This window comes from Vibrio sp. R15-SG3-ISO1B (genome assembly GCF_059833835.1).
The window spans coordinates 43,686-69,337 of record NZ_JCBDGG010000033.1; the positions used below are offsets into that span (position 1 = coordinate 43,686).

General features: G+C 49.3%; 20 protein-coding genes. 10 read left to right on the top strand and 10 right to left on the bottom strand.

The genetic code is table 11. The features are described 5' to 3' along the window. Positions 1 to 268 precede the first annotated feature (268 nt). The 4 genes from AC6R0S_RS09795 to AC6R0S_RS09810 all read left to right on the top strand — a co-directional run bounded on the left by AC6R0S_RS09795 (position 269) and on the right by AC6R0S_RS09810 (position 3,918). On the top strand, positions 269 to 1,177 hold the full coding sequence (locus tag AC6R0S_RS09795; RefSeq protein ID WP_500631695.1) for a siderophore ABC transporter substrate-binding protein: 909 nt from the start codon (positions 269 to 271) through the stop codon (positions 1,175 to 1,177). 69 nt (positions 1,178 to 1,246) lie between these two features. Further along, a complete protein-coding gene (locus AC6R0S_RS09800) occupies positions 1,247 to 2,203 on the top strand; it encodes an ABC transporter permease (protein ID WP_500631605.1) in 957 nt (318 codons plus the stop codon). Further along, positions 2,196 to 3,146, top strand: a complete 951-nt coding sequence (locus tag AC6R0S_RS09805; RefSeq protein WP_500632609.1) for an iron chelate uptake ABC transporter family permease subunit — start codon at positions 2,196 to 2,198, stop codon at positions 3,144 to 3,146. The genes AC6R0S_RS09800 and AC6R0S_RS09805 overlap by 8 nt, the downstream gene beginning before the upstream one ends. 10 nt (positions 3,147 to 3,156) lie before the next feature. Further along, positions 3,157 to 3,918 carry an iron ABC transporter ATP-binding protein gene (locus tag AC6R0S_RS09810; protein WP_487902069.1) on the top strand — a complete coding sequence of 254 codons (762 nt, stop codon included), beginning with the start codon at positions 3,157 to 3,159 and terminating at the stop codon, positions 3,916 to 3,918. A gap of 87 nt (positions 3,919 to 4,005) precedes the next feature. Here AC6R0S_RS09810 and AC6R0S_RS09815 read toward each other — a convergent pair whose 3' ends face one another. Together AC6R0S_RS09815 and cls are read right to left on the bottom strand one after the other, a co-directional pair. Beyond that, positions 4,006 to 5,208 (bottom strand): cystathionine beta-lyase, encoded by a 1,203-nt coding sequence (locus AC6R0S_RS09815; RefSeq protein WP_500632608.1) that lies wholly within the window; start codon positions 5,206 to 5,208, stop codon positions 4,006 to 4,008. A gap of 77 nt (positions 5,209 to 5,285) precedes the next feature. After that, entirely contained in the window at positions 5,286 to 6,740 is a 1,455-nt protein-coding gene (cls, locus tag AC6R0S_RS09820) for a cardiolipin synthase (RefSeq protein WP_500637814.1), read from the bottom strand. A 422-nt stretch (positions 6,741 to 7,162) separates the two neighbouring features. Here cls and AC6R0S_RS09825 point away from each other — a divergent pair, with 422 nt between their 5' ends. The 3 genes from AC6R0S_RS09825 to AC6R0S_RS09835 all read left to right on the top strand — a co-directional run bounded on the left by AC6R0S_RS09825 (position 7,163) and on the right by AC6R0S_RS09835 (position 10,351). Further along, positions 7,163 to 8,590 carry a sodium-dependent transporter gene (locus AC6R0S_RS09825; RefSeq protein ID WP_500631601.1) on the top strand — a complete coding sequence of 476 codons (1,428 nt, stop codon included), beginning with the start codon at positions 7,163 to 7,165 and terminating at the stop codon, positions 8,588 to 8,590. Positions 8,591 to 8,697: 107 nt separating this feature from the next. Continuing rightward, positions 8,698 to 9,390: a TIGR01621 family pseudouridine synthase gene (locus tag AC6R0S_RS09830; protein WP_500637815.1), complete on the top strand. Its 693-nt coding sequence runs from the start codon at positions 8,698 to 8,700 to the stop codon at positions 9,388 to 9,390. A 76-nt stretch (positions 9,391 to 9,466) separates the two neighbouring features. Further along, on the top strand, positions 9,467 to 10,351 hold the full coding sequence (locus AC6R0S_RS09835; protein WP_500637837.1) for a class I SAM-dependent methyltransferase: 885 nt from the start codon (positions 9,467 to 9,469) through the stop codon (positions 10,349 to 10,351). A 97-nt stretch (positions 10,352 to 10,448) separates the two neighbouring features. Here the strand turns inward: AC6R0S_RS09835 and AC6R0S_RS09840 are convergent, their stop codons facing one another. The 7 genes from AC6R0S_RS09840 to AC6R0S_RS09870 all read right to left on the bottom strand — a co-directional run bounded on the left by AC6R0S_RS09840 (position 10,449) and on the right by AC6R0S_RS09870 (position 18,006). Next, entirely contained in the window at positions 10,449 to 11,063 is a 615-nt protein-coding gene (locus AC6R0S_RS09840; protein WP_500637816.1) for a CDP-alcohol phosphatidyltransferase family protein, read from the bottom strand. Between the two features lie 2 nt (positions 11,064 to 11,065). After that, positions 11,066 to 11,704: an ATP-binding cassette domain-containing protein gene (locus AC6R0S_RS09845; RefSeq protein ID WP_500637817.1), complete on the bottom strand. Its 639-nt coding sequence runs from the start codon at positions 11,702 to 11,704 to the stop codon at positions 11,066 to 11,068. Next, on the bottom strand, positions 11,670 to 13,412 hold the full coding sequence (locus tag AC6R0S_RS09850) for an ABC transporter permease (RefSeq protein ID WP_500637818.1): 1,743 nt from the start codon (positions 13,410 to 13,412) through the stop codon (positions 11,670 to 11,672). The genes AC6R0S_RS09845 and AC6R0S_RS09850 overlap by 35 nt, the downstream gene beginning before the upstream one ends. Before the next feature lie 24 nt (positions 13,413 to 13,436). Further along, positions 13,437 to 14,579, bottom strand: coding sequence for an ABC transporter substrate-binding protein (locus AC6R0S_RS09855; protein ID WP_500637819.1), 1,143 nt, complete (start codon positions 14,577 to 14,579; stop codon positions 13,437 to 13,439). Positions 14,580 to 14,798: 219 nt separating this feature from the next. Beyond that, positions 14,799 to 15,350, bottom strand: coding sequence for a hypothetical protein (locus AC6R0S_RS09860; protein WP_500626877.1), 552 nt, complete (start codon positions 15,348 to 15,350; stop codon positions 14,799 to 14,801). Between the two features lie 188 nt (positions 15,351 to 15,538). Further along, positions 15,539 to 16,036, bottom strand: a complete 498-nt coding sequence (locus AC6R0S_RS09865) for a response regulator (RefSeq protein ID WP_500631594.1) — start codon at positions 16,034 to 16,036, stop codon at positions 15,539 to 15,541. Further along, on the bottom strand, positions 16,033 to 18,006 hold the full coding sequence (locus AC6R0S_RS09870; RefSeq protein ID WP_500637820.1) for an ATP-binding protein: 1,974 nt from the start codon (positions 18,004 to 18,006) through the stop codon (positions 16,033 to 16,035). The genes AC6R0S_RS09865 and AC6R0S_RS09870 overlap by 4 nt, the downstream gene beginning before the upstream one ends. A gap of 173 nt (positions 18,007 to 18,179) precedes the next feature. Between AC6R0S_RS09870 and AC6R0S_RS09875 the strand changes: the two genes are divergently transcribed. Next, positions 18,180 to 19,448, top strand: coding sequence for a DUF945 family protein (locus tag AC6R0S_RS09875; RefSeq protein ID WP_500632478.1), 1,269 nt, complete (start codon positions 18,180 to 18,182; stop codon positions 19,446 to 19,448). A gap of 119 nt (positions 19,449 to 19,567) precedes the next feature. After that, positions 19,568 to 20,650, top strand: coding sequence for a 3-phosphoserine/phosphohydroxythreonine transaminase (gene serC, locus AC6R0S_RS09880; RefSeq protein WP_500632477.1), 1,083 nt, complete (start codon positions 19,568 to 19,570; stop codon positions 20,648 to 20,650). Between the two features lie 74 nt (positions 20,651 to 20,724). Here serC and AC6R0S_RS09885 read toward each other — a convergent pair whose 3' ends face one another. Then, complete coding sequence (locus AC6R0S_RS09885; RefSeq protein WP_500632476.1) at positions 20,725 to 22,992, bottom strand: YgiQ family radical SAM protein; 2,268 nt, start codon at positions 22,990 to 22,992, stop codon at positions 20,725 to 20,727. Positions 22,993 to 23,162: 170 nt separating this feature from the next. On the opposite strand from AC6R0S_RS09885, the gene AC6R0S_RS09890 reads away from it, so the two are divergent. Next, entirely contained in the window at positions 23,163 to 25,628 is a 2,466-nt protein-coding gene (locus AC6R0S_RS09890; RefSeq protein ID WP_500637821.1) for an EAL domain-containing protein, read from the top strand. Positions 25,629 to 25,652 lie beyond the last annotated feature (24 nt).

Genomic DNA, 25,652 nt, shown 5'->3' on the forward strand with positions numbered 1-25,652 from the left:
TCTGCATAACCAGTATGGAAACTATCCTATTGACGGATTGATATTAGCTGATATTCTCAATCATAATCAAGAATCATTCTTGTTACCATTTGCGATATAGCCTTTTAGCTGCCAACTATTGGTGAGAAGAATGATTCAATATTTGAAGATGGAACAACACCTTAAACGTGGTGATGTCGTGAATCCTCAGTGATACATCCTGTCATTGAGTGTGGTTAGGTAAAGGTGGAACCTCCGTATGGCAAGGCTTAAGGCTTTTTCTTTAAACATGGTATTTTCTTGGAACATCGTATTGGGTTGTGCAGTTGCGCTGGCAAGTACATGGACAAGTGCGAAAACAATCGAACACAATTTGGGTAGCATTGAGATTGAAGGTCAGCCCAAACGCGTGGTAGTGCTTAGTTACGGCGCGTTGGATTTGCTCGATGAGTTGAATGTTGAAGTGGTGGGTGTGGTGAAGCAACTGATCCCAGAGCACCTTAGTCAATATCAAGCGGAGCAATATGCGTCGCTGGGCAGTTTGAAAGAACCCAATTTTGAAGCCATTTACATGGCGAAACCGGATTTGATCATTGCTGAAGGGCGCCAAGCGGAAATGTACTCTGCTTTGTCTGACATCGCGCCGACCTATATGTACCAAATTGACAGTGCGGATTACTGGACAACGACGCAGCATCACTGGCGTGTGATGGGGGATGTGTTTGGTCAATCCGAGCGTGTTGAGCAGATGATCGCAGACGTGCAAGCGCAGTTTGATGCCGTCGCGAAGAAAGCGCAGTCTGGTGAGTTCAGCGCGTTGACCGTGATGAACAATGGCAATCGCATTTCTATGTTTGGTCATCAAAGTCGTTTCTCGATTGTGTATGACGAGTTTGGTTTCCATACCAACGAAAGCAAAAATGTTGAGACCGTCGCTGCGACACACGGCAACTTGATCTCCTTTGAATACATCGCTGACGCCAAACCGGATGTGATGTTTATCCTTGATAGACAGCAGGCGATTGGCGCGGGCAATAATGTCTCTAAACAGCTGTTTGATAATGCTTTGGTCAACAACACACCCGCCGCCCAGCATGACCGCATTGTGTTTTTGGACCCTGCTGCGTGGTACTTGACCGCAGGGGGATACCACTCAACGCAAACCATGGTGGCCGACGTCGAAAAAGTGTTCCACTGAGCCTCTGACGTTTAAATTTTATCCTTGAGACAGCGACGGATGGTGTCGGCCATCCGTCTACTTTATGTAATGAATAACAAAATTCTCTTCGCAATACTTGGTTTGTGCACACTGAGTATTGCTTCTTTATTTGTGGGTGTGGCGACGATCAATTTGTCGTCTCTGATGGTTGGTGACAGTCACACGCTCGACATCATTGTGACCAGTCGGCTGCCAAGGCTGTTGGCGATAGGGCTTGCGGGCGCAGGGCTTAGTGTGGCGGGCTTGATCATGCAGCAGATTGTTCAAAACCGCTTTGCTGCCCCGTCGACCACGGGGACGGTTGACTGCGCTATGCTCGGCTACATTATCGGACTAGTGCTGTTCTCCGAGGCGCAAAGCTGGCTGCATCTCACCATCATTATGAGTTTTGCTCTGCTTGGAACGCTGATCTTTGTCCGTTTTATTCAAAAGCTGAAATTTAAGAACGCTATGCTGGTGCCATTGATTGGGATCATGTACGGCAATGTCGTCTCCTCTATGACCACCTTTATTGCTTACAAATACGATTTGGTGCAAACCCTAGGCTCATGGACAGTGGCCAATTTCGCGTCCGTTCTCAAAGGCAATTATGAAGTGCTTTATCTTGCTGTCCCGACGTCGATCTTGGCCTACCTCTACGCGAGTCGGTTTAGCGCGGCGAGCATTGGGGAGAGCTTTGCGAGAAATATCGGTCTCAACTATCAACGAATCGTCACTGTGGGCGTACTGCTGGTGGCGGTGTTGTCCTCTTCTGTGGTGATGATCGTCGGCGTGATTCCCTTTCTAGGTTTGATTGTGCCTAATGTGGTGTCACTGTTTATGGGCGATAACATGCGCCGCAATCTCCCCTGGACAGCGTATTGGGGGGTGTTGCTTGTGCTGATCTGTGATGTGCTAGGACGAGTGATCATTTTCCCTTATGAGGTACCGATTTCGATGATCATCAGCATCCTAGGCGGGGCCATTTTCGTGACACTGATTCTAAGGGATAAGAGCAATGCGTAATGGCGTAAAAATGGCGTTGCTGGCGGCCTTGTCACTGCTGTTTATCGGTTACTTTTTGGGGAAAGGGCTGACCGTCGACAACTATCAGTTTTTCTTGTCGCGTCGCATCCCTAAAGTGCTGGCGATTGTGATTGCGGCGGTGGCGATTGCCTCGTCGTCTTTGGTGTTTCAGACCATCACCAACAATCGAATCCTCACCCCCAGTATTCTCGGCTTCGACTCGTTGTATGTGATGATTCAGGTCTTGCTGGTGGTGACGTTGGGCAGTATGAGTGTGTGGGTGGTGAACAGCGGCATCAACTTTTTGCTCTCCACGTCGATTATGTTGTTGCTCGCCATGACGCTGTTTGGCTTTTACTTCAAAAAGGCGCAGCGAAACCTGTTTACCTTGCTGCTGATTGGCGTGGTGTTGAGCAGTCTATTTAGCAGCGTCACCGGCTTCTTCACTATGATTGTCGATCCCGATGAATTTATCATGATTCAGGGGTCTATGTTCGCGAGTTTCAATAACATCAACGGTGACTTGGTCTACTGGAGTCTGTTGCCTCTCTCTTTGAGCGCGGCGTACCTCTTTTATCTCTCTCCACAGTTGGACGTTTTTTGGCTTGGAGAGGCGAACGCGAAAAGTCTCGGTGTCGATACCCAAAAGCTGACGATGAGGGTGATGTTTGCCATCACCATTTTGGTTTCCATTTCCACAGTGTTGGTCGGTCCGGTGCTGTTTTTTGGTCTGATAGTGGTGGCACTGACGCGCGAGTTGTTTCGCGCCTATCAGCATCGAGTGTTACTGGTTGGTGCCAGTTTGCTGTCGATTGTCATGTTGGTAGGTGGGCAGTGGATGGTTGAGAACCTATTAGATTTTCAAACCACGATTAGTGTCATCATCAACTTTGTCGGTGGTGCCTATTTCTTAATGTTGTTGAGCAGAGAAAAACTCAGTTAAGGCGAGCAAAATGATTACCATCCGTGGATTAAGTAAACAATACGACGAACAGTATGTGGTCAACAATGCTGATGCTTTGTTCCCTCTCGGGGAGGTGACGAGCATTATCGGCCCAAATGGAGCGGGAAAAAGTACGCTGCTTGCTATGGCGAGCCGCTTGACCGACAGTGATGCTGGAACGGTTGTGATTGGCGACAAGCCACTCAATCAATGGGAAACCCAAGAGCTTGCTAAGCATCTTGCGGTGCTGCGCCAATCCAACAACATTAATATGCGATTTACGGTGCGTGAGTTGGTCGCCTTTGGCCGTTTCCCCTACTCACAAGGACGGTTGACCAAAGCGGATCAGTCGGTCATTGACGATGCGTTGGCGCAATTGGAGATCACTGATATTCAAGATCGTTTTATCGATCAGCTGTCAGGCGGGCAACGTCAGATGGCGTTTATCGCTATGGTCGTTGCTCAAGATACCGACTACGTATTTTTAGACGAGCCACTGAACAACCTCGACATCAAACACTCGGTCGATATGATGCAGTCATTGAAGCGTCTCGCGCATAAAAATAACAAAGCGATTGTGATTGTGATTCACGATATCAATTTCGCTTCCTGCTATTCGGATAACATTATTGCGATGAAAAAGGGGCATGTGGTGAAAAGCGGCCCAACGCAGGAAGTGATTCAAGAGTCGGTATTAAGTGATATTTACGAGCTGCCTTTCACGATTCGTGAAGTCGATGGCAATCGTATTTGTATGTATTATCAAGGATGACACTTTTAGTGAATCACTCTCGCTGCATCATCCATAAAACAAAAGCGCCTTCGTGGCGCTTTTGTCATATTGGCTGCTTGGTATTTGTCACTGAGCCGCTTTTTCGGCAATGAGAGCATTGTAGCGCTGAAAACCCGCCTCCAGATCGGCCAACAGATCGTCAACGTCTTCAAGACCAATGTGGACACGAATCAAGGTGCCAGTGAAGTTCGGGTTGGCTACCGTGCGTAAACTGTTAAAACTCTTTGGCTCGTTGGCTAAAATCAAACTTTCAAATCCACCCCATGAGTAGCCCATACTGAAATGCGTCATTCCATCGAGTAGGGCGGTGGTGGCTCTTGGGTAACTGGTTTTGAGTACAAAGGAAAACAACCCGTTGCCGCCGGTAAAGTCACGGGCAAAAAACTCATGACCCGGACAGGTATCGAGCGCAGGGTGGCGAACGTGATCCACTTCTGGACGATTGGCCAGCCACTGGGCGACTTTCAGACTGTTCTGCGCATGCTGTTTTAGTCTCACATCCAGCGTGCGAATGCCGCGCAGACCTAGATAAGCATCATCCGGCGAGACACATTGCCCCATCAAATAGCTTTGCTCACGTAACTGATCCCAGTACTTTTCATTTGCCACCGCGGTACCTAGCATGACGTCCGAGTGACCAACGATGTATTTGGTTGCCGCCTGAATCGAAATGTCGACCCCATGTTCAAACGGTGAGAAGTGGACGCCCGCTGACCAAGTGTTGTCGAGCATCACAATGATATCGTGTTTATGCGCAATTTCGGCGAGCGTCGGGACATCCTGCACTTCCATGGTGATTGAGCCTGGAGACTCGAGAAATAGCACTTTGGTGTTAGGTTGGATAAGTGATTCGATCTCTTCGCCAATCATAGGGTCAAAGTAGGTCGTCGAGACGCCCATCTTCTTCATGATGGTGTTACAGAAATCACGTGTCGGTTCGTAACAGGTATCCACCATAAGAATATGATCGCCCGTCTCGACAAAAGAGAGAATCGCGTTGGAGATGGCGGCCGTACCGCAGGGGAACAGCGCACACCCTGCGCCACCTTCAATCTCGACCATCGCATCTTGAAAGGCAAAATGGGTGTGAGTACCACGACGACCATAGAAGAGGGTTTTGTTCGCGCGGTTGACCATGGCGTGATGTTTTTCCGCAACGGTGTCGAACACCACGGTTGAGGCGCGTTGCACGGGTGGGTTGACCACGCCGTTGGTCCATTTTTTGTCACGACCTGCGGTGACGAATTTTGTTTGTTTGCCCTCTGACATCTTAAGTCCTTGTCTTTGCTGCGTTGCCAATGAAACGAACCTCTATTTAAAACATGGCGAGCGGCAATGATCAAGCCTTATAACAGTGGGTTAAACAAGTAGAAGATACGCTCTAAGAAGCGGGAATAGAGAGAGCGCTCGTTCCACTGCTCTAACTCCACCTTATAGGCACTCTCGATGTAGCTTTGCTGTAACCAATACATCTCTTTAGTAAACGCCACGTCATCGATGGCAAGGGTCAACTCGAAGTTAAGCCATAAGCTGCGCATGTCCATATTGACGGTGCCAACCAAACAGAACTGCTCGTCGATCACGACCGATTTGGTGTGCAATAACCCCCCATAGAACTCAAAAATCGACACACCCGCTTGCATCAATTCAGCGTAGAAGCCGCGAGATGCCCACTGCACCATCAGTGAGTCATTTTTGTGTGGAATGATGAGTTCTACTTTGACGCCTCGCTGAGCGGTCATCTTCAAGGTTTCCAACAAATCGGCGCTCGGGACGAAGTAAGGCGTCGTAATGCGCACGGATTGGTTGGCTTGATTGATCGCCAAGGTTAAAACTTGGGAGATCAAATGCTCAGGCATCCCGGGACCAGAAGGGACCACTTGCACAGGGTGCTGGGTCTGCCTGTGATCTATTCGGCATTCTGGAATGGAGGGTAAGCTGCGCTGGCCGGTTTCCACTTCCCAATCCCAGCAATGGATGGCAGAGAGGACATTGACGGTGGGGCCAGTTATGCGGATCATGATGTCGATCCACTGACCGACACCGGAATCTTGTTTGAAATGGGCAGGATCGACCAGATTCATCGAACCGGTATACGCCACTTTTTCATCAATAACGATGATCTTGCGATGTTGGCGCAAATCGAGGCGACGCAGAAAAATACGCCACGGGCTCACTTCGAGCGCCTGAACCACCTCGACGCCCGCTTGTTTCATCATGGTGTGCCAATCACTGCTAAAAAAGCGCGGGCTGCCTGCGGAATCGAGCAACACTTTGACATTTACGCCTCGCTTTGCCGCGCGAATAAGGGCAGAGGCGACAGAGTCGGCGAGCCCACCGGGGTGCCAGATGTAAAACACCATTCGAATGCTCGATTGAGCGTGTTCGATATCCTCTATGATGGAGCGCAATATCTCATTGGGTGAACTCTGCAGAGATAATGAGTTGCCTGATAAGGCGGGCAAACCGAGGCGATTATTGCACAGTTCGTCAATGCGGGTGATGTGGCGGCCAAACATCTCAGGGGAGTGTGCATGGCAATCATTGAGTTTTGAGAACCAAGTTGCAAAGGGAGCGAGCATCTCTTTCGCCCGTTCGGCGCGTTTTCTACCTAAGTTAAGTTCGCCAAATAAGAAATAGCACCCAACGCCCACCACGGGAAGAATATAAATGATCATCAACCATGCTAACGATACGCTGACAGCGCGCCGTTTATGGACGACACGAAGCGTGACGCCAGCAACAAGTATCCAATAGAGTACGATCCCCGCGAGGGTGAGGAACTGGTAAAATTTATCCATCAATCAACCTAAGACTGCAATAGCTTGTCCATCTTACTTCGAGCCCCGTTTTCCAACAAGCGTTTGAAAGTTTGCTATGGACACAAATGCATAACATTTATGAATGTGTAATAGGGTAGAGAACGGCTTATATACCAGACTGGTTTCGTATAGCGAAACAGAACGATTGTGTTAGAGAATTGTAAAACGAAGACACAAGCATGCGCGCTAGGTCAAAAAAGCAGCATTTAACTGCGCAGGTTACAAATATGTTGGTAATTTGTACTTGGCAGGGCTTCCAATTTTACTGGTAAACTGGTTTACTTACCACAACGTTAGCGTCACTCTAAATTCTTAAAAGTGTAAAAAATAATATACACATAACTTTTAAAGACGCCTAACAGAAGCATACACAACATCAATCAAGTTTTAATGGAGTAACCGTGGCTACATCAAGTTCATCAGCCCGTGATACGTGGGGGTCTAAATTAGGCTTCATCATGGCCGCAGCAGGTTCTGCTGTTGGTTTGGGTAACATCTGGAAGTTTCCTTATACCGCTGGGGAAAGCGGCGGCGGCGCGTTCGTTGCGATTTACCTAGTGTTCGTTATTGTTATCGGTTTCAGCGTCATGCTGACAGAATTTGCGATCGGTCGTAAGACAGGTCTTTCTGCGGTTGGCGCGTTCAAGTCAACGGACCGTCGCTGGGCCTTTACCGGCGTATTGGGTGTGTTCAGTGGTCTATTGATCATGGGCTTCTACCCAGTCGTTGGTGGTTGGGCGCTAGCTTACGTGTTTAAAGTCGGTGGTGGTCTACTTAGCACACCGGACGCGATTGGTAGCAGCTTTGGTGGTTTCATCTCTGATCCTGTTCAGCCTCTCCTTTGGATGGCGGTTTACCTTTTCCTAAACATCATGATCGTTATCAAAGGTATCTCTGGTGGTATCGAAAAAGCAGGCAAAATTCTTATGCCGTTGCTTTTCTTAATCCTCATCGTGGTTTCGGTACGTGGTCTTATGCTACCAGGTGCGACAGCGGGTCTGGAGTTCCTATTTAGCCCTGATTTCTCGAAAGTTGACAGCAACGTAGTACTAGCAGCACTAGGTCAAGCGTTCTTCTCGCTCAGCTTGGGTATGGGTGCAATGCTGACGTACGGCTCTTATTTGAAGAAGAAAGAGAATCTAGTACAGAACACGGCTATCGTTACTGCGATGGACACCGGTGTTGCTATCCTTGCCGGTATCGCCATGTTCCCAGCAATGTTTGCTTTCGGTATGGAGCCAGCAGCGGGCCCAGGTCTAGTATTTGTGGTTGTACCTCAACTGTTTGCTGAAATGGGTGGTGTCGTAGGTCTATTGCTTGCTCTGGCGTTCTTCATTGGTCTAACAGTGGCGGCTTTGACTTCTTCCGTTTCTCTACTTGAAGTGGTTGTGTCTTACCTTATCGATGAAAAAGGTCTGAAGCGTTCAACAGCGGTAATTGGTTCAGGCGCTGTAATGGCGACACTATGTATCATTGCATCGCTTTCTCTTGGTGGCGTCGGTCCTACACTGTTTGATACCGGTGCGTTTGACATCTTCGATCTACTAACGGATAAAATCTTCCTAGCAGTGGGTGGTATGTTGATCTGTATCTTCGCAGGCTGGAGACTGAACCGTGACGACCTGAAGAAAGAAATCACCAACGATGGCGAAGTGTCTTTCCCACTATTCGGTCTATGGTACAACCTAGTGAAATTCGTTATCCCTGTTGCTATCGCGATTGTTGCCTTCATGGGTATCAAATCTGGTTTTGATAGCGGTAAAGGCGAAATCATGCTGCTGGGTATCGGTATCATCGCATTGGCGGGTATCTTCTCTAAGAAGTTGTAATCGCTAAGCGTTGACCTGATAAACAAAAACCTCCCTCTGGGAGGTTTTTTGCTATTTCGCTTTCGCCTCAAATCGGTATACTCGCCTTTCCAAGTAAAGGCCCGTCTATGTTTGATATTCTACACACTCACCCAGACTTTCTTATCATCAACAAACACCCCGGTGTCTCCGTACACAAAGACGACGGTGATACGCTGCTTCTGCAAGCTATCGCGAGTCTCTCGGGGGATGACAAACTCTATCTTATCCATCGCCTTGACAAGATGACCTCCGGGTTATTGCTTCTAGGTAGAAACAGTCAGGCCGCGAGTGAGCTATCAGCGCTGTTTGCGAAACGAACGGTGAGTAAGTTTTATCTGGCAATCGGCAGCAAAAAACCAAAAAAGAAGCAGGGATTGATCAGTGGTGACATGACGCGATCGCGCCGAGCAAGTTGGAAGTTAATCAATACACAGTGTAACCCAGCGCTGACACAGTTTTTCTCTGCCGCGGCGATGCCTGGCGAGCGTCTGTTTTTGTGTAAGCCACATACTGGAAAAACTCATCAGATTCGGGTAGCGCTAAAATCTATTGGCTCGGCCATTGTGGGTGATCCAATCTATAATGCCAGCTCCCAAGCCGATAGAGGCTACTTACACGCGTTTGCGCTCGGCTTTGACTATCAAGGTGAGCGCTACCAGTTTGTCTGTGACCCACGCGAGCACGAGACGCTGGGGAATAAATGGCGTGAGGCACCAGTATCACAAAGTATCGACGCTTGGCTGACGCCTTGGACACCCAACTGGCCAACCATTAAATAACGGCTAATCAAATAACGGATAACGACCTATGCAATTACTGCCCATTGAATCATTGATCACACAGTTGACCCATGCGATGTCAGAGGCGAGCGATGAAGTTCGACGTCTGTTTCACGGCCGCGGACGTCAGTATGAAGGGCTAGAGCAAATCACCTGTGATTGGGTCAATGGTCAGTTGATGGTGAACCTGTTTAAACCTGTCAGCGACGAGAGTTTGCAGGCACTTAAAGCGGCGCTTATCGCCATGACCGAGCGCGATGTTTGGCGTGAAAAATGCGGGCGTTCAGTGGTGATTCAACACCGATACAGTGAAGGTGCGCCTACGGAAGTGTTGTTCGGTGAGTTAGACCGTCACCCTGTGGTGGTGGAATCTGGACTGAAGTATCAGCTCGATATTGGTCGAAATCAAAACTTCGGGTTGTTTCTCGATATGCGCTTTGGCCGGGATTGGGTCAAAGCGAACGCGCGCCATAAAAACGTGCTTAACTTGTTTGCTTATACCTGTGGCTTCTCCGTCGCCGCTATAGAAGGAGGCGCCGATCAAGTGGTCAACGTCGATATGGCCAAGGCGTCATTGAGCAAAGGACGAGATAACCACAGACTCAATGGCCACAATCTCAATCAAGTGAAGTTCTTGGCCCATGACATCTTCAAATCGTGGGGAAAAATCAAGAAAAGTGGTCCGTATGATTTAGTGATTATCGATCCACCGTCGTTTCAAAAAGGCAGTTTCGCGCTGACGAAAGATTACCAAAAGATTTTGCGTCGCTTGCCCGATTTATTGGCGCAAGACGGTGAAGTGCTGGCGTGTGTCAACTCACCGCAAGTGACAAGCCAATTCCTTATTGATGGTATGCAAAGTGAGGCGCCGCAACTATCGTTTGTTGAGCGCCTAGCGAACCCGCCTGAATTTGCCGATGTCGACGATGAGGCCGCGCTGAAAGTACTGCGTTTTCGCTAACGCCTAGTTATCGAATAATAGAGCTATCGAACGGTCATTGAAGCCCTGATTTTCAAGCGAGGGTTCGCAGTAAGTGGATGACTTCAAGATGCCTGCTTTATGGCGCTGATTTCAGTGTATGGAAGCCAGAATAAATCCGTGTGAAGGTGGTAAACCAGCATGCTGCGCCAAACACATAGGCTATCAGGGCGAAGTGTTCATGTAATAGGCAGAACAGAATAAAGCAGGCGATGGTCTCTGTGCCCTCTGTTAACCCACTCATGTAGTAGAGCGACTTGTGAGAGTAGATCGGGTTCTCAATACCTCGTTTACTTGCCAAAACGGCGAAGGCGAGAAAACTTGAGCCGGTGCCGATGAATGAGAAAATCAAAAAGGCTCCCGCAACGGCGTTCTGCTCTGGGTTGGCCAAGACAAAACCAAATGGCACTAAAGAATAGAACAGAAAATCGAGGCTGATATCTAAAAATCCACCCGCATCGGTGATCCCTTGTCTACGTGCCAGCGCGCCATCTAAGCCATCACAGAGTCGATTGACGACGATGAAAAACAGCGCCAAATCGTAGCGAGAAACGATCAGCGCTGGCAAAGCCAAAACGCCAAGAAAAAATCCACATAGTGTGGTTTGGTTGGCCGTCACACCAAGCTTATCCAATCCCTTAGCCGCTAGGGTTAGCGGTGCACGTATCACGCGAATACTCACTCTATCGAGCATGATTATTTCCCCCAACGCCAATGCAAAATACGTCCCTCGGGCGGCACATCTTGTTCATCGTGGGTGACCAGTAGCGTGGGGATGCGCGCTTTGCTTAGCTGTGAAAACACCCAGTCACGAAACTGGACTCTGAGCTCTTGATCGAGTTTGCTAAACGGCTCATCAAGTAGCGCCAATTTAGGCTTGGCCAGCAACATGCGGATCAGGCTGACACGAGCACGCTGACCACCAGAAATATGCTCAGGATATTGGTTCGCTAACGCGTCCAAGCCGACACTCTGAAGGGCTTGCAGTGCGTCTTTTTTTCGTTGCTGACCTTTAATTTGATTGGGCAGAGCAAAGGCGAGGTTTTGCCAAACATTAAGGTGAGGAAACAAGAGATCATCTTGAAATAAAATCCCTACTTCTCGCTGGTGGGCCTCAACCTGATTGATCTCTCGCTCATCAAGAATGATCTCTCCTTGCGCCTGAAAGTCATCACTGAGGTGACCCGCAATCAAATTCAGTAGTGTCGACTTTCCACAGCCGCTAGGGCCCATGACACAGACGACTTCACCATTTTCTATCGTTAAATCAAGGTCATGCAGTAGTGCCTCTCCTTGTCGATTATGGATGGCGAGGTTTTTGAGATAGAGCGTCATGAGTGGAATCTTCCTTTACAGCATTGGATGTGAGAGTGGCGCTTACGGCGCTTTCTGATACTCGGCGTGTTGTTCTCCGGGTGACAGCGCGGCTCAACAGCAAGGCACCACTAAAAAAGACAAAGGGTAGTAAGGCTTGCCAGATTGCGTAAATGGCGGTGACACGGCGATCAAAGCCACTGGAAAGTGCCACAGCTTCGGTGGTGATCGTCGCGATTCTACCTGCGCCGAGCATCAAGGTCGGTAAATACTGGGCGAGGCTGACACTGGCCCCCACCGCCCAAGCGTAACAGATTGCAGGAAACAGCAGTCGCGCCTTGATGGTGAAAAAGACGCTCAGTGGCGACTTGCCCAGTGACAACGCTGCCTTGGTATAGTTGAGATTGTAGCTTCTCCAAGGCCCATCGAGGGCGAGGTAGACAAAAGGAAACGCAAAGAACACGTGTGCCCAGACTGTCCATACCCAGTAGAGGTCACTGTTGATCGATAGGGTGACCACTTGTAAGCCGAACAAGATAGAGAGCTGTGGGACCAACATCGGCAAGGCGATGACAAATCCAGGCACATGCAAACGCGATCGCAGCCGGTACTCATGGCACACCAAGGCGGCTATTAGGGCAATGGTGGTTGCGGTAAGCGCTAGGAGTAAGCTATCGCTGATGGTTGGCAACACGTTCTGCCACTCATTGTGCCAAAATCGGCCACTCCAAGACGTGGGCAATAAGTCCGGAAAACGCCAACGCTGTGCGACGCTCCAAACCAGCATGATGGGCAGCATTGACGCGGCAAGCAGCGCACTTAGGGTAAACACAGATTTGCCAGGTAAAGCCAATCCGGCGCGGCCAGAATATTGCCAGCCAGACCAGAATTGCGTGATCGCTTTTTCAATCACGACCACGGCAAGCAGCAAACTTGATGCGATGGCAAACAGGGTGACGGCGCCCGCAGCGGCGCGAGGTAAGACGTTGAGATCAGGATCGTTAAACCACTGCCAAATCATCACCGCAAAGGTGGGCGGGTTGGTGGGCCCCAAAATCAGGCTTAAATCGACTACGGATACGCCGTAGGCGATCACGGCAAACAGAGGGAAGCGCATTTTTCTCAGCCATTGTGGTAGCACCACTTTCCACCACATTTGTGCGCACGAATATCCGAGCGAATGAGACACCTGGGCGAGCTTAGGAAGGTTAAGCTGGCCAAGTACCGGGATACTCATTAAGAGTAAGAAGGGCACCTCTTTGAGTGCGAGAGCTATCGTTAGGCCTGTGGCGTAAGGGTCATGGATCAACCATGCTGCATTGTGCGTATCACTGCTCATCATCAACCATTGATTCGCCCATCGTGCCAGCAAGCCGGTCGGTGAGAAGAGAAAGGCAAAGCCAATGGCAAACGCGACGTGGGGCATCGCCAATAAGGGGGAGAGCAGCAGTTCTACCTTGCGCCAATGTTTGTTCATCCACAAACTTTGTAAGATGGCAAAGGTGATGGCGCAGGCAAGATAGGTACTCACCAGTGCGCTGGTCAGGGTACTGCCGATGGCGCGTCCCACTCCCGGCCATTGCAACACAGTGTCATACGCAGCTAATGTGATTTGGTCAAAGCCGATGACCGGCATATACCCCAAAGAAGAGTGCATCACACCCAATATGCCGGGCATAATGGGCATGATGCAGATCAGTAAAACAATGAAATACGTCGCTCTAAACATCTGGCTCTCGTATTGGTTTGCTGGCTACTGGCCGTAGCGTTTCTGCCACTCGACTTCGAGTGCGGATTGCCAACTTGGGTGCGGCTCCGCCACAGATTTAAACAGCGTTGTATTTTTCGCGCTGCCCTGTAACACCTCATTCTTAAGCACTGACGGATCGCCCCACACATTCAAATCTCCTTTGCGTGATTGCGCTTCTGGGCTGAGTAAGAAGTTAATCGCCACCTTGGCGCCCTCGGGCGCATTGGCGTTCCAAGGAATCGCTAAGAAGTGAATGTTAGACAGGGCGCCGCTCTCCATCGCATAGGCCGCCGTGGTTGGGGCCAGCTTTCCGCTTGCTTGAGCGGAAAAAACCGCATTGGGATTAAAGGTAATCGCCAAGTCTAACTGTCCGTCGTCGAGCAATTGCAAAGTCTCTGCGGTACCTGATGGAAATTGCTTCCCTTGACGCCACGCGACCGTATGAAACTCATCGAGATATTGCCAAAGTGATGCCGTCACTGCATCAAACTGGGCCTCAGACACGGGCTTGGCGAGCGATGGATCATTGTTAGTCAGTTCAATCAACAGCGCTTTTAAAAAACTTGTGCCGTGAAATTCGGGTGGGCGAGGGTAGCTGACACGATTAGGGTAGGCCTTAGCGTAGCTTAACAGTTCACTAAAAGAGGCGGGCGGATTATTCAGTGTGGTGGTGTCATGGATAAACACCAGCTGTCCTACCCCCCAAGGTGCTTCAAGGCCAAGTGTTGGCTCTGAAAAATCACTGTCAACGGGCAGTGATTTATCGACATACTGCCAATTGGGCAGCGATTCAACAAATGGACCATAAAGCAGAGCGTTGTTTTTCATCGATTTAAAGTTTTCACCGTTGATCCACACCATATCAACGCTGCCCCCGATGTTTTTGTCTGCCGTTTTTTCAGCAATCAGGCGAGTCGTGGTCTCGGCAATGTCCGTCACTTTGACGTGTTTCAGAGTCACGCCGTATTGACGCTCTAGTTCAGAACTTGCCCAGCGCAAGTAGTTGTTGATCTCCTGGCTGCCACCCCAAGCATGAAAATAGACAGTTTGCCCTTTGGCTTTTTCAACTACCTGATTCCAGTTGTCGGCCGCTAGGCTACTAAACGTCACAAGAAGCGAGGTGAAGAGTGTGATAAACCTTGTCATGAGTATCCTTTCTGATGAACGTATTGAATGGTTGCGATAAACAAGTAGACCGGAGCCGCATTGCGATTCATTCATTATGAACGAAAAAAAACAAAAGTTTTACGGGCGAAAGAGAAATGTGGGTTAAATCAAGGCGCTGCGTTGGAAATAAAACTTGCGGACAATAAAAAGCAGCGCTTTGAGCGCTGCTTATCAATACACGTTGATGAGCGTGATGTGTTAGAACTTGAAACGCGTGGTAAACATCAATTGGTCGCCGTAGAAGTCGTTGATTCGAGCTTCTGCACCGAGAGAGAACAATTCGGTGGAGTGGAAACGTGCGTAGACAGAGCCTAACCATTGGTCTTTATCGTCGAGCGATAAGTAACCGCCGCCACCGCCGACTTCAAGTTGTGGCCCAAGCCACTGACGAACGCCTAAGTTAAGCTGCATGCCTGTTTCAGTGCTCTTGTTGTTGCGACCATTGAAATCCACCATACGGAAGAGCATCGAACCGGTCAGATCCGCCCAGTTGTTGATCGGTGCGTGAAAGCCAAGACCGACCGCTGAGTCGTAATCGCCTTCAAACTCTGAGTCAATGCGAGCAATAAAGTGTGCGTTAGGGTGGATGGACTTGCTCACGCCACCGCCGAAGGTCACTGGGCTTGCGCCGATACGAGCTTCGAAGTAGTCGTAACTAAAGTTACTCATAACCGCTGGGCTGTTTGGGTCCTCAGCAAATGATTGGCCAGATGCAAGCACTAGCGCCGCTGCTAAAATTGTTTTACGCATAATGGACGATAAACCTTTATCTTGTTAATTTCCTTGGTCTTTAGCGAGAGTGTCGCTATGACGATGTGTCAACATAATAATGCATCATAGCGAATGCCACTACACTAAATGTCATTGTTTTGTCGATATATCTAGCATTTAGCAAGTGATATGCCAAGATTTAGCCAGTGAATGGCTAAGGTGGTCGTTTATTCACCCAAGTCCAAACGGTTTTTCGCTATCGCGGCAAAGATGGCTTCTGTATCGAGCGTCGATGCCCAGTGGAGCGGATTGGGCTCATTGTCGATTACAAATTGGGTGAGTTGCTCTTTGATCACGCTTCGCAACTCCTCTCCGCGCCAGGGCTTCGCGATGTAAAAGTCGAGGCTCGAGTGATTAATCGCTTCCACGGTATCTTCTAGCCCCGCTTGTCCGGTGAGAAGTAATTTTCGCGTCGACTTTGTCTCTTCTTGCTCATTCAATTCAATCAGGAACTGGATGCCCGTCTGCTCTGGCATAATGTGATCGCAGAGAATCAGCGCCAAACGGGTACCTTCTTTAGCCGCCGACTGAATGATCTGTTTGGCTTCTGCGACCGACTCTGCCGCCTCGAGTACAAACGTCTCTTCAAAGCAATCCAAATCTTGCACTACGCTATCGAGGACTTCTCGCTCGTCATCCACGCACAAAATGAGATAGTTGTTCATACATGAGTCCTTGTTGTGTGAGACATGGGGTTGACTGGCAGCCAAACCGACATCTTAGTATAGGGGGCCAACTCTGGGTGATGGTGGCACTCCTCTTCGGTGAGTGAGACCACTTCTATCCTGCCACCGTGTTGCAGGACAATTTGCTGACAGACCGATAAGCCAATACCTAGGCCAAAATTGCCTTCTTTTTTGGTGGTGAAATTGAGAGTAAAAATTTTATCCAGTTGCGCTTTGGGAATACCACATCCGTTGTCTTTAAACGCCACTTCTAGCCAGTTGTCGTCATGAAGGGTGGTGGAGATCTCCAACACACCTTTGGCAGGAAAGACATCAATCGCGTTGGAGATAAGATTGGTCCACACTTGTTGCAGCGCGATAGGCTGACAGGAAATGAGAGGGATGTCGCCATAGTGCTTTTCAACATGATGGAATTTTAATTTGTTTTCAAAGATCACTAAGGTGTCTTCCAACCCTTCGTGTATGTCACTCAAATGAAAAGATTCATCATCGGGTCTCGCGTAACCTTTCAGGCTCTTGACCATATCTGCAATGCGCTGCGCGCAGACATGGATCGAGCGCAGAGTAGCCCCCGTGAGTTGATAGGCTTCGAGATCGGTGAGTTGGCTTAGCGTCTGCTGCGGGTGACGTTTTGCGCGCGTTAACCACTCTTCATCCTCATTAAGCCCTAGCTTGACCAGCTTTTTTGCCACGCGGCGATCAGAGACGCGCTTTTCAGCGGCGGCGGCGAGCTCGCGCTCTTGTGAGGTGGAGCGGGGCCGTGCAGTCAGGGCATGAGTGAGAATCTCGCTCCCCAATGCTTGTATCGGCTCGTCCCCTTGATGGGCGATCAACTGATGGATTTTGTCAGTGATGGTATCTGTGCCGCGCAGTATTGCGGCAATCGGGTTATTGAGCTCATGGGCAACCCCTGCAACAAGTTGTCCCAACATGGCCATTTTTTCTCTTTCGATCAGTTGTTGGTGGGCCAGTTCCAGCGACTCCAGGGTTTTTTGCAACTCAAGTTTGGTGGTAATGCTGCGTTGCAAACGGCGATTGAAATGGCGCAGTAGTAAATTGGTAAATAGTGGCAGCAGCGCAGTATTGGAGTGCATGACTTTGGCGAAGACGTCACGATCGAGTTTGATGACTTCTGTTTTCGTCAAAGTTATGGCGGTCGAGAATGACGCTTCGCCGGTGACAAAGGACATCCCGCCCACGATGCTGCCCTGACTGTGTCGGACGACTTCACGCTGAATGCCGAGATCATCTTTTTTGTACAGTGCCACTTGGCCTTCGGTGATGAACCACAGAAAGCGGTTTTCCTCGCCTTCTTTGGTTAACAGATGGTCGGCGGAGTAGGTACGACATGCGTTGGTATCATCTTGGTCAGCAAAAAATTCGCGCAGAGCACCGGTCACTTGTTCTGCTAATTGTTGGTCGGTCAGCGTGTGGTGATCGCTGATAAAGCCCTCGCGATAGCTTCGCATCTTCTGATCGATGTGGGCGCGAAGTAGGCGGTGTTGGTCTAGAACTTGGCTATAGCTGAGCAGATTGTCGCAATCGTTTTCGAGCACGAATGTGGTCAGTTCTTTCAATGCGGTACGTTCGACCACATTATCTTGCAAAGGCTTGGTTAAGCAGTGGTCAAGGCGGCCATCATTGACTGCGGATAAAATGGCTTGAATATCCTGCCCACAACTGACGAGCACTTTTCTTGCTAAGCGTGTTTGAGGGGACTTATCAAGGTGAATCAAGAAGCTGGCGCCATCAAACTGCTCATGGTGACTGGCGATCACTAACGCCATCTCCTGTTGTCTCTCGATGCAGAACTCGAGAATCGAGTGGGCGTCCTCGATGGTATCGGCAGTGTAAATGTCGAATTTAGGCGCAAAGGTCGCAAGTTCACGTCGCAGGATTTCAACGCTCACAGGGTTGTTGTCAAGGCACAATAATGCGTAATGATTCACGGCGTTTTCATTTTTTGGAAACCAACACATGATCCACTGTAACAAGCCTTACCAAACCATGTTGAGAGCTGAGTAATAGAATCTTTGCCAAAATCGAGAGAAAGACAATACTCTGATTTATCTCAATGTTTTTTGGTGTAGACTTGGGACAAATCTCCTTATCGGACACGTACATGCATCAGCTTAAAAAGATTGGCGCCATCGGTGGTGCCATTTCTCTCGCCCTTTGTTGGCCATTGGCCGTGGGGCAAATTGGTCAAAATGTTATTCAAGATGGCATTCGTCACCTAAACAGCGCGGCCATCAGTGCCGACGTCGTCAGTTACGATAGAGGCTACCTTTCCTCAAAGGTGACCACCCGCTATGTGATTCACGATCAAGAGCTCGCCGCCCAAATGGCTCAAGATGGCTTACCCAGCGAGTTTATCGTTCACAGTGATTTGACTCATGGCTTGGTGAGCCTTGACGCCGATTCGGTCATCGAAGGGCTAGAAGCCATTCCATTGACGCTGCACACCTCAACCCAACTCAACGGCAATACTCGTTATACCGTATCTATGGACAGTTGGAATTATGTCGCGCAAGGGGCCGATAACGCGGTGTTGTCGATGTCGCCATCGACGCTGAGCGGTCAGATCACTGTGCTAGGTGAAGTGAGCTACGAGCTGGATATGCCCGCTGCGGATATCGACTTTAACCACGGCGAGTCGCTGCATATTGTGGGTTTAAAAGGCAGTGGAAGTGGTAAGAAACAGGGCAGCTTTTGGTTAGGTGAGCAGACCCTATCTGTCGATGAAGTGACGTTGACGGATCCGGCTCAAGCGGTGTGGCTTGGCCTCAAGCAAGGTCAATACCGCGTCACCAGCTCTATGGACGAAGTGAATCAAACCGTCAGCAGTCAGCATGTTGTTCGTCTTAACGATGTTATCGGTCAAGAGGGCGAAGTGAAAAGTGTTGGTTTCGATCTGACTTTTGGTGGTTTAGATATGGAATCGTTCGACCATTTAGTGAATATCTATCAAAACAACCCTGTTCTCAGTGAAAATGAGATTGAGCAAGCAATTTCCCAAGTTGAGACCCTGTTTACCAAGGGGTTTTATCTCACTATGAACAAATTGGATGTCGATTTGGGTGACGGCGCAGTGTTCGATTCTACTTGGACTGTGGCAGTACCAGAAGGTACCTCTGGCATCTCACAAAACCCTATGATGGTAATCCCAGCGTTGACGGGCGAGATTAATACCTTTTTCTCCAACCAACTTGTTGAACAGTATCCGTTTATTAAGCAGGGTGTTGATGAAGCGATTGTGATGGAGTTTATCTCACAAACCCAGCAAGGCTACCAAATCCAAGCCACCCTCGAGCAGGGGAATTTGGTGTTTAACAATGGCCAGAAAATACCCTTGATGACTTTGTTTCTCTCTGCAATGATGCAGCCATAGTTAGGAAAACAAACCACTAAGCAAGAAAAGAGGTCGTAACACCTCTTTTCTTGCTTTTTATCTCGCAGAAAACGTGTTATTAATCCTAGCAATCTCTCAGAATGATCAAGGAATGTGAAATGGACAACGTATATAACTTCAGTGCAGGTCCAGCGGCGCTACCTAAAGCCGTGATGGAAAAAGCGCAAGCAGAATTTGTTAACTGGAACGCGCTTGGCACTTCGGTTATGGAGATCAGCCATCGCAGTAAAGAGTTTATTCAAGTCGCTGAGGAAGCTGAGCAGGATTTACGTGATCTGCTTAATATCCCAGACAACTACAAAGTCCTTTTCTGCCAGGGTGGCGCGCGCGCTCAGTTCGCTGCTGTACCGCTTAACTTGCTCGGTAATGCGCGAAAAGCCACCTACATCGATGCCGGTTACTGGGCACAAAGTGCGATAGAAGAAGCGCAGAAGTACTGTGATGTTGATGCATTCTCTGCAAAAACAGAGAAAGACGGCAAACTTGCTGTTGTCGCCGCGAGCGAGTGGCGTATCGATGCAGACAGTGCTTATGTCCATTTTTGTCCTAACGAAACCATCGATGGTATCGAGATCAGCGAACTGCCCGTGACTGACAAGCCGATTGTGGCGGACATGTCCTCCAACATTTTGTCACGTGAGATTGATGTGTCGAAATATGGGGTGATTTACGCAGGCGCGCAGAAGAACATTGGCCCAGCCGGTATCTGTATCGCGATTGTACGTGATGACTTACTGGAGCTTGCCAGTGAGGTGCTGCCAAGCTTTTTAAACTACAAAATTTTGGCGGAAAAAGAGTCGATGTTTAATACACCGCCGACGTTTGCTTGGTACCTCTCTGGGTTGGTGTTTAAGTGGTTGAAAGAGCAAGGGGGCGTGGCGGCTATGGAGAAAATCAACCAACAAAAAGCCGCGACACTCTACAACTACATTGACCAGTCAGATTTTTACATCAACAACGTGCATTCCGACAACCGTTCACGCATGAACGTGCCTTTCCAACTGAAAAAGCCGGAGTTGGACAGTCTGTTCCTAGAGCAAGCGAAAGCCCGCGGTTTGGTCGCACTCAAAGGTCACCGCGCGGTCGGAGGGATGCGTGCATCGATCTACAACGCGATGTCGCTCGAGGGTGTACAAGCCTTGGTGGACTTTATGGCTGAGTTTGAAAAAGCCAACGCATAACGGTATTTCTACCGCGTTGCTTAAAATAGAGATTAAAAAAAAGGGGCGTTTGCCCCTTTTTTGATCATCATTTATTAGCGGTGTTTGGGTTTTCGCTTGCCTTGGCCATTGGATCGGCCTTGCTCTGCAATCACATGATCGCGTGAGGCTTTACCCGCTGGCGCTTTGCCTTTCTTATTTCCGCTGTTTTTACTCGCTTTACCTTTTTCACTGCCATGCATTTTTTCAAAGCCAGGCTGAGATTTCGTGTGCTTAGTAGCAAAGCGATTGGAGCCGTGACGTCCGGACTTTCTGCGTTGTGCAGGCGTCTGGGCGGAAATGTCTTCAGCCGGAACGAGACAACTCGGCTTGTCACCGATCAGGTGCTTTTTACCCATGCTGATCAGCGCTTCACGAATCAGTGGCCAGTTTTGCGGATCGTGATAGCGCAGCAGAGCTTTGTGCAAACGACGCTGGCGCTCTCCTTTCGCAACGGGCACCACTTCACGCTGCTTATATTTAACGCGCTTGAGTGGATTCGTCTCTGAGTAGTACATTGAGGTCGCATTACACATCGGTGATGGGTAGAAGTTCTGCACTTGATCGCACTCAAAGTCATTCTTTTTCAGCCAAAGGGCGAGATTGAGCATGTCTTCATCTTCTGTGCCAGGGTGGGCGGAGATGAAGTAGGGAATCAGATATTGCTTCTTGCCTGCTTCTGCACTGTATTTTTCGAACATCTCTTTGAAACGGTCGTAGGCACCCATGCCCGGCTTCATCATCAGATCAAGCGGACCTTTCTCGGTATGCTCTGGTGCAATTTTCAGGTAGCCGCCCACGTGGTGCGTAACCAACTCCTTAACGTACTCTGGGGATTCAATCGCCAAGTCATAACGCACACCAGAGGCGATCATCACCTTGTTGATCCCCTCGACTTTGCGCGCCGCGCGGTAAAGGTCGATGGTGTGCTTATGGTCAGTATTGAGTTTATTACAGATGCCAGGGAAGACGCACGATGGACGACGACAGTTGATTTCCGCTTTCGGATCGCTACAGCCGAGGCGATACATGTTAGCCGTAGGGCCGCCCAAATCAGAAATAGTTCCGGTAAAGCCAGGCACTTTGTCTCGAATTTCTTCCAACTCATTCAAAATAGACTCTTGAGAGCGGTTTTGAATGATGCGGCCTTCGTGCTCGGTAATGGAGCAGAATGAACAGCCGCCAAAACAGCCACGCATGATGTTGACTGACGTCTTGATCATGTCATAGGCAGGAATTTTTGCTTTGCCGTACATCGGATGAGGCACGCGTGCATAAGGCAGACCAAACACGTAGTCCATCTCTTCTGTGGTCAGAGGAATTGGCGCTTGGTTGACCCATAGCTCTCGGTCACCGTGTTTTTGAATCAGAGCGCGTCCTGAGTACGGGTTTGTCTCAAGGTGCATGATGCGACTGGCGTGCGCGTAAAGTATGCGGTCATTGTTGAGCTTTTCAAAATGAGGCAGGCGTACTGCGGTGGTTTTCGCATCGTGGCGCGAAGGGCGAATCGTGATCGGTTGTGGCTTTGTCTCTTCTTGTTTCGCTTTGGTGTCGCACTGCTCTTCCACCACGTAAGGGTTTGGCGGAATAAACGCCTCTTTACGGGGCTTCTCAATACGTGATGAGTCGATGATGGTGTAACCTTCTGGCTCGGCCGCCAAGTTCACCGCGGTACCACGAATATTGGTCATATCCGCGATCGCTTCGCCGTCGGCTAAACGGTGTGCGACTTCAACCAGTGCGCGTTCTGCGTTACCAAACAGCAAAATATCGGCTTTGGCATCAAACAAAATGGAGCGACGCACTTTATCTGACCAGTAGTCGTAGTGCGCAAGGCGACGTAAGCTGGCTTCAATACCCCCCAGTACGATAGGCACACCTTTGTAGGCTTCACGACAGCGCTGCGAGTAGACCAGTGTGGCACGATCTGGGCGCTTGCCCCCTTCGTTGTTTGGGGTATAGGCGTCATCATGGCGTAATTTGCGATCCGCTGTGTAACGGTTGATCATCGAGTCCATGTTGCCAGCGGTGATGCCGAAAAAAAGGTTAGGTTTGCCAAGCGCCATAAAGGCGTCTTTGGTTTGCCATTCTGGCTGAGCAATAATCCCGACACGAAACCCTTGGGCTTCCAAAAGACGCCCGATGATGGCCATACCAAAACTGGGATGATCTACATAGGCGTCGCCTGTGACGATGATGATGTCACAGCTATCCCAACCTAAAGCATCCATTTCCTTGCGACTGGTCGGAAGGAATGGCGCGGTGCCAAAACACTCGGCCCAGTACTTTTTGTGTTGGTGAATCGGGGTAATATCGTTGAACATATTTTGCTCTCTGTGCCAGGGAGCGCGAATTATAGCGGCTTGTCATTCATCTATCTACCTCAACATAGCCCTCATTTTTTTACGTATAAACACGGCAGGTTAACGGATAATTTCGAGCATCCAGTCTAAAATTAACCTCATCAACATAAACCACACAGGTGTTTACGAGCATGGAAGAGAATTTTCAAGTGCATGCGCTTGAAACCACAGCAGAGCCTTCTAATCACCCCAAGTACAGCACGTTTGATTGGCGTTTGGACCTTAACAACCAGACTTTTAGTTGCGATCCCGATGCGATGCAGCTGTTGTTTGGTCAGAATGTGGCGAGCGTTTCGGCGAAGCAGTTATTCAAGCTGCTTCCTACGTTACACCGTAAGCGCTGTCATAGTGTGTTCAAGTCGGTGCTGAAAACCGGTGAGATGGACAGGTTCCATTGTTGTTTGCTGATCCCTCATGCCGTGTTCGCTTACGTTGAGTTTGACGTCAACAGAGAAGCGACCAACGTGCTTTCAGGCTGCTTTTCTCCACGTCTGGTGATCGGTTCCCGCTCGGACGCCAGTGACCTGTTTTGCTCCGCATTTGAAAGTGAGACGCGCGGTGTGGTCATCACCGACGCGCAAACTCGCATTTTGGCGTGTAATCGTCGCTTCGAACAAAATACTGGCTATTTACTCAATGAAATTGTGGGTTTGAAAACCAGTATTTTTAATGCCGACAAGTTGAGTGACGAATTTTATGAAGCGATGTGGGCGAGTGTCAATCGTTGTGGGGCATGGAGCGGGCCGATCATCACCTTGAAAGCGGATGGCTCCACCGTACCACAAGAGCTTTCAATTACGGCAATTGAGCGTGCCAGTGGCGAGCGTATCTATATTGGTGTTACGTCTGATCTCTCCATGCAGCTCGATAAAATTGATGGCTTGGAAACCGATGGTATTGATCTACTGACCTTATTACCCTCGCGAGACAGTTTCATTGCCGAACTGGAGCAGCAATGTGAACAAGCGCCGGATGCGTTGAATGCGGTGATGTTGGTATTGCAGCCAAAGTTTCCTGCCGATAAAGCGCATCAAGTCAAAAAGCAATTTGCCAGTTATTTGATTGAGAGCACCAAAGTGGCAAGCTGCGGCTATTTGGGTAATGGTCGTTTTGCGGTGTGTTTGTCGATAGCGGAATCCACGGCCGAAGGGCGAATTCGAGAAGTACGTAAAGCGGTGAAGAACTTTTTTCACCTTTTCAAGCGTGCCCAAGGGGAGATTGCCTTGGCATTGCGTGACGGATTAACCGGGGTATCGGTGTTGGGTGTCGATGCGAATAACCCTTCGCGTTTGATTTCACATGCGACTCAGGCGTTACTGGAGCTCAACCAGAGTGAAGGCAAACGTATTGCGTTTTTCGACCGAGAGATGCATCAAGCGCAAGAGCGCAAGAAAGCGTTGGAGGAGTTCGCGATCAAGTGCGTGAAAGGTGGTCTGGTGGATGTCCACTTCCAGCCTTTGGTTGATATTAAATCGGGTCAGATTGATAAGTTTGAAGCGCTGTGCCGTTTTCCTATCAATGATCAATTGAACACTAATACGCAAGAGATGGTGAGTGTCATTGAAGATCTCGATTTGATCGTCGAGCTCGACGATATGATTTGCCATCGAGCAATGTCGATGCTGCCCGAATTACAAAAGCGCTTTGGCGCTCAAGTGGGCTTGTCTGTTAACCGCTCCCTCAACTCAAAACACGATATTGGTGAAGTCTTGGGCCGTACGGTGCAGATGGTGGACAGATTGAAAATTGACCCTGATCGATTAACCATAGAGTTTACCGAAAGCGCCTATTTTGAGAGTGACAGCTATCAAGAATCGATGTTGTCGGCGATACGAGAGGCAGGTGTGCTCATCGCCGTGGATGATTTTGGCACAGGCAGTGCGTCATTTGAGTATCTCAATCGCAGCTATTTTGATGTGTTGAAGATTGATCGGGTGTTTGTGAGTGGCATCAGTGAAACCAGCCGTAAGTACCATTTGGTGGCTTCCATCACTAAGTTAGCGCAAAAGCTTGGCCTCAGGGTCGTGGCAGAGGGGGTGGAAACGGAACAAGAGTACCAGGTGATTGCCAGTCTTGGCGTCAATTATGTTCAAGGCTACTACTTCTCAAAGCCGATGAGCCTTGATGACCTTAGACTGGTTGAGGACTACTGCCAATTGCCCGACGCGCCACGATCAAGCAGTGGTGAGCCATCATTAGCGGATTTGGTGTCGCCCAATGTCAGCCACCTTAGCCCCACGGTGGCGCTGTCACTGATTTATCAGAAATTTCAGGACAAAACGATACAAGCCTTACCTGTGATCGATGAAGGGGAATGTCTGGGTGTGATAGAGCGCGCTTCGATGAATTTACACCTGACGCCCACCATGGGCACCGATTTAGAAAGCAGCAAAGAGCGCAACATGTGGCTGAAAACCGCGAACCGTATTATGTCGCCGCCTGCGGCGATCATCTATTGGCAAACCCCGCTCGATAGTATGGCGGCACTGTTGGAGCAGTACCCGCACTTTCCCTGGGTGTTGGTCGACAAGGAAGGCGCGTTCAAAGGCATTGTCGAGCAGCGCACTGTATTGAAGCATCTCACCAGTCTGTTATGATTCGCGCCTTGTTCATTCAATTAT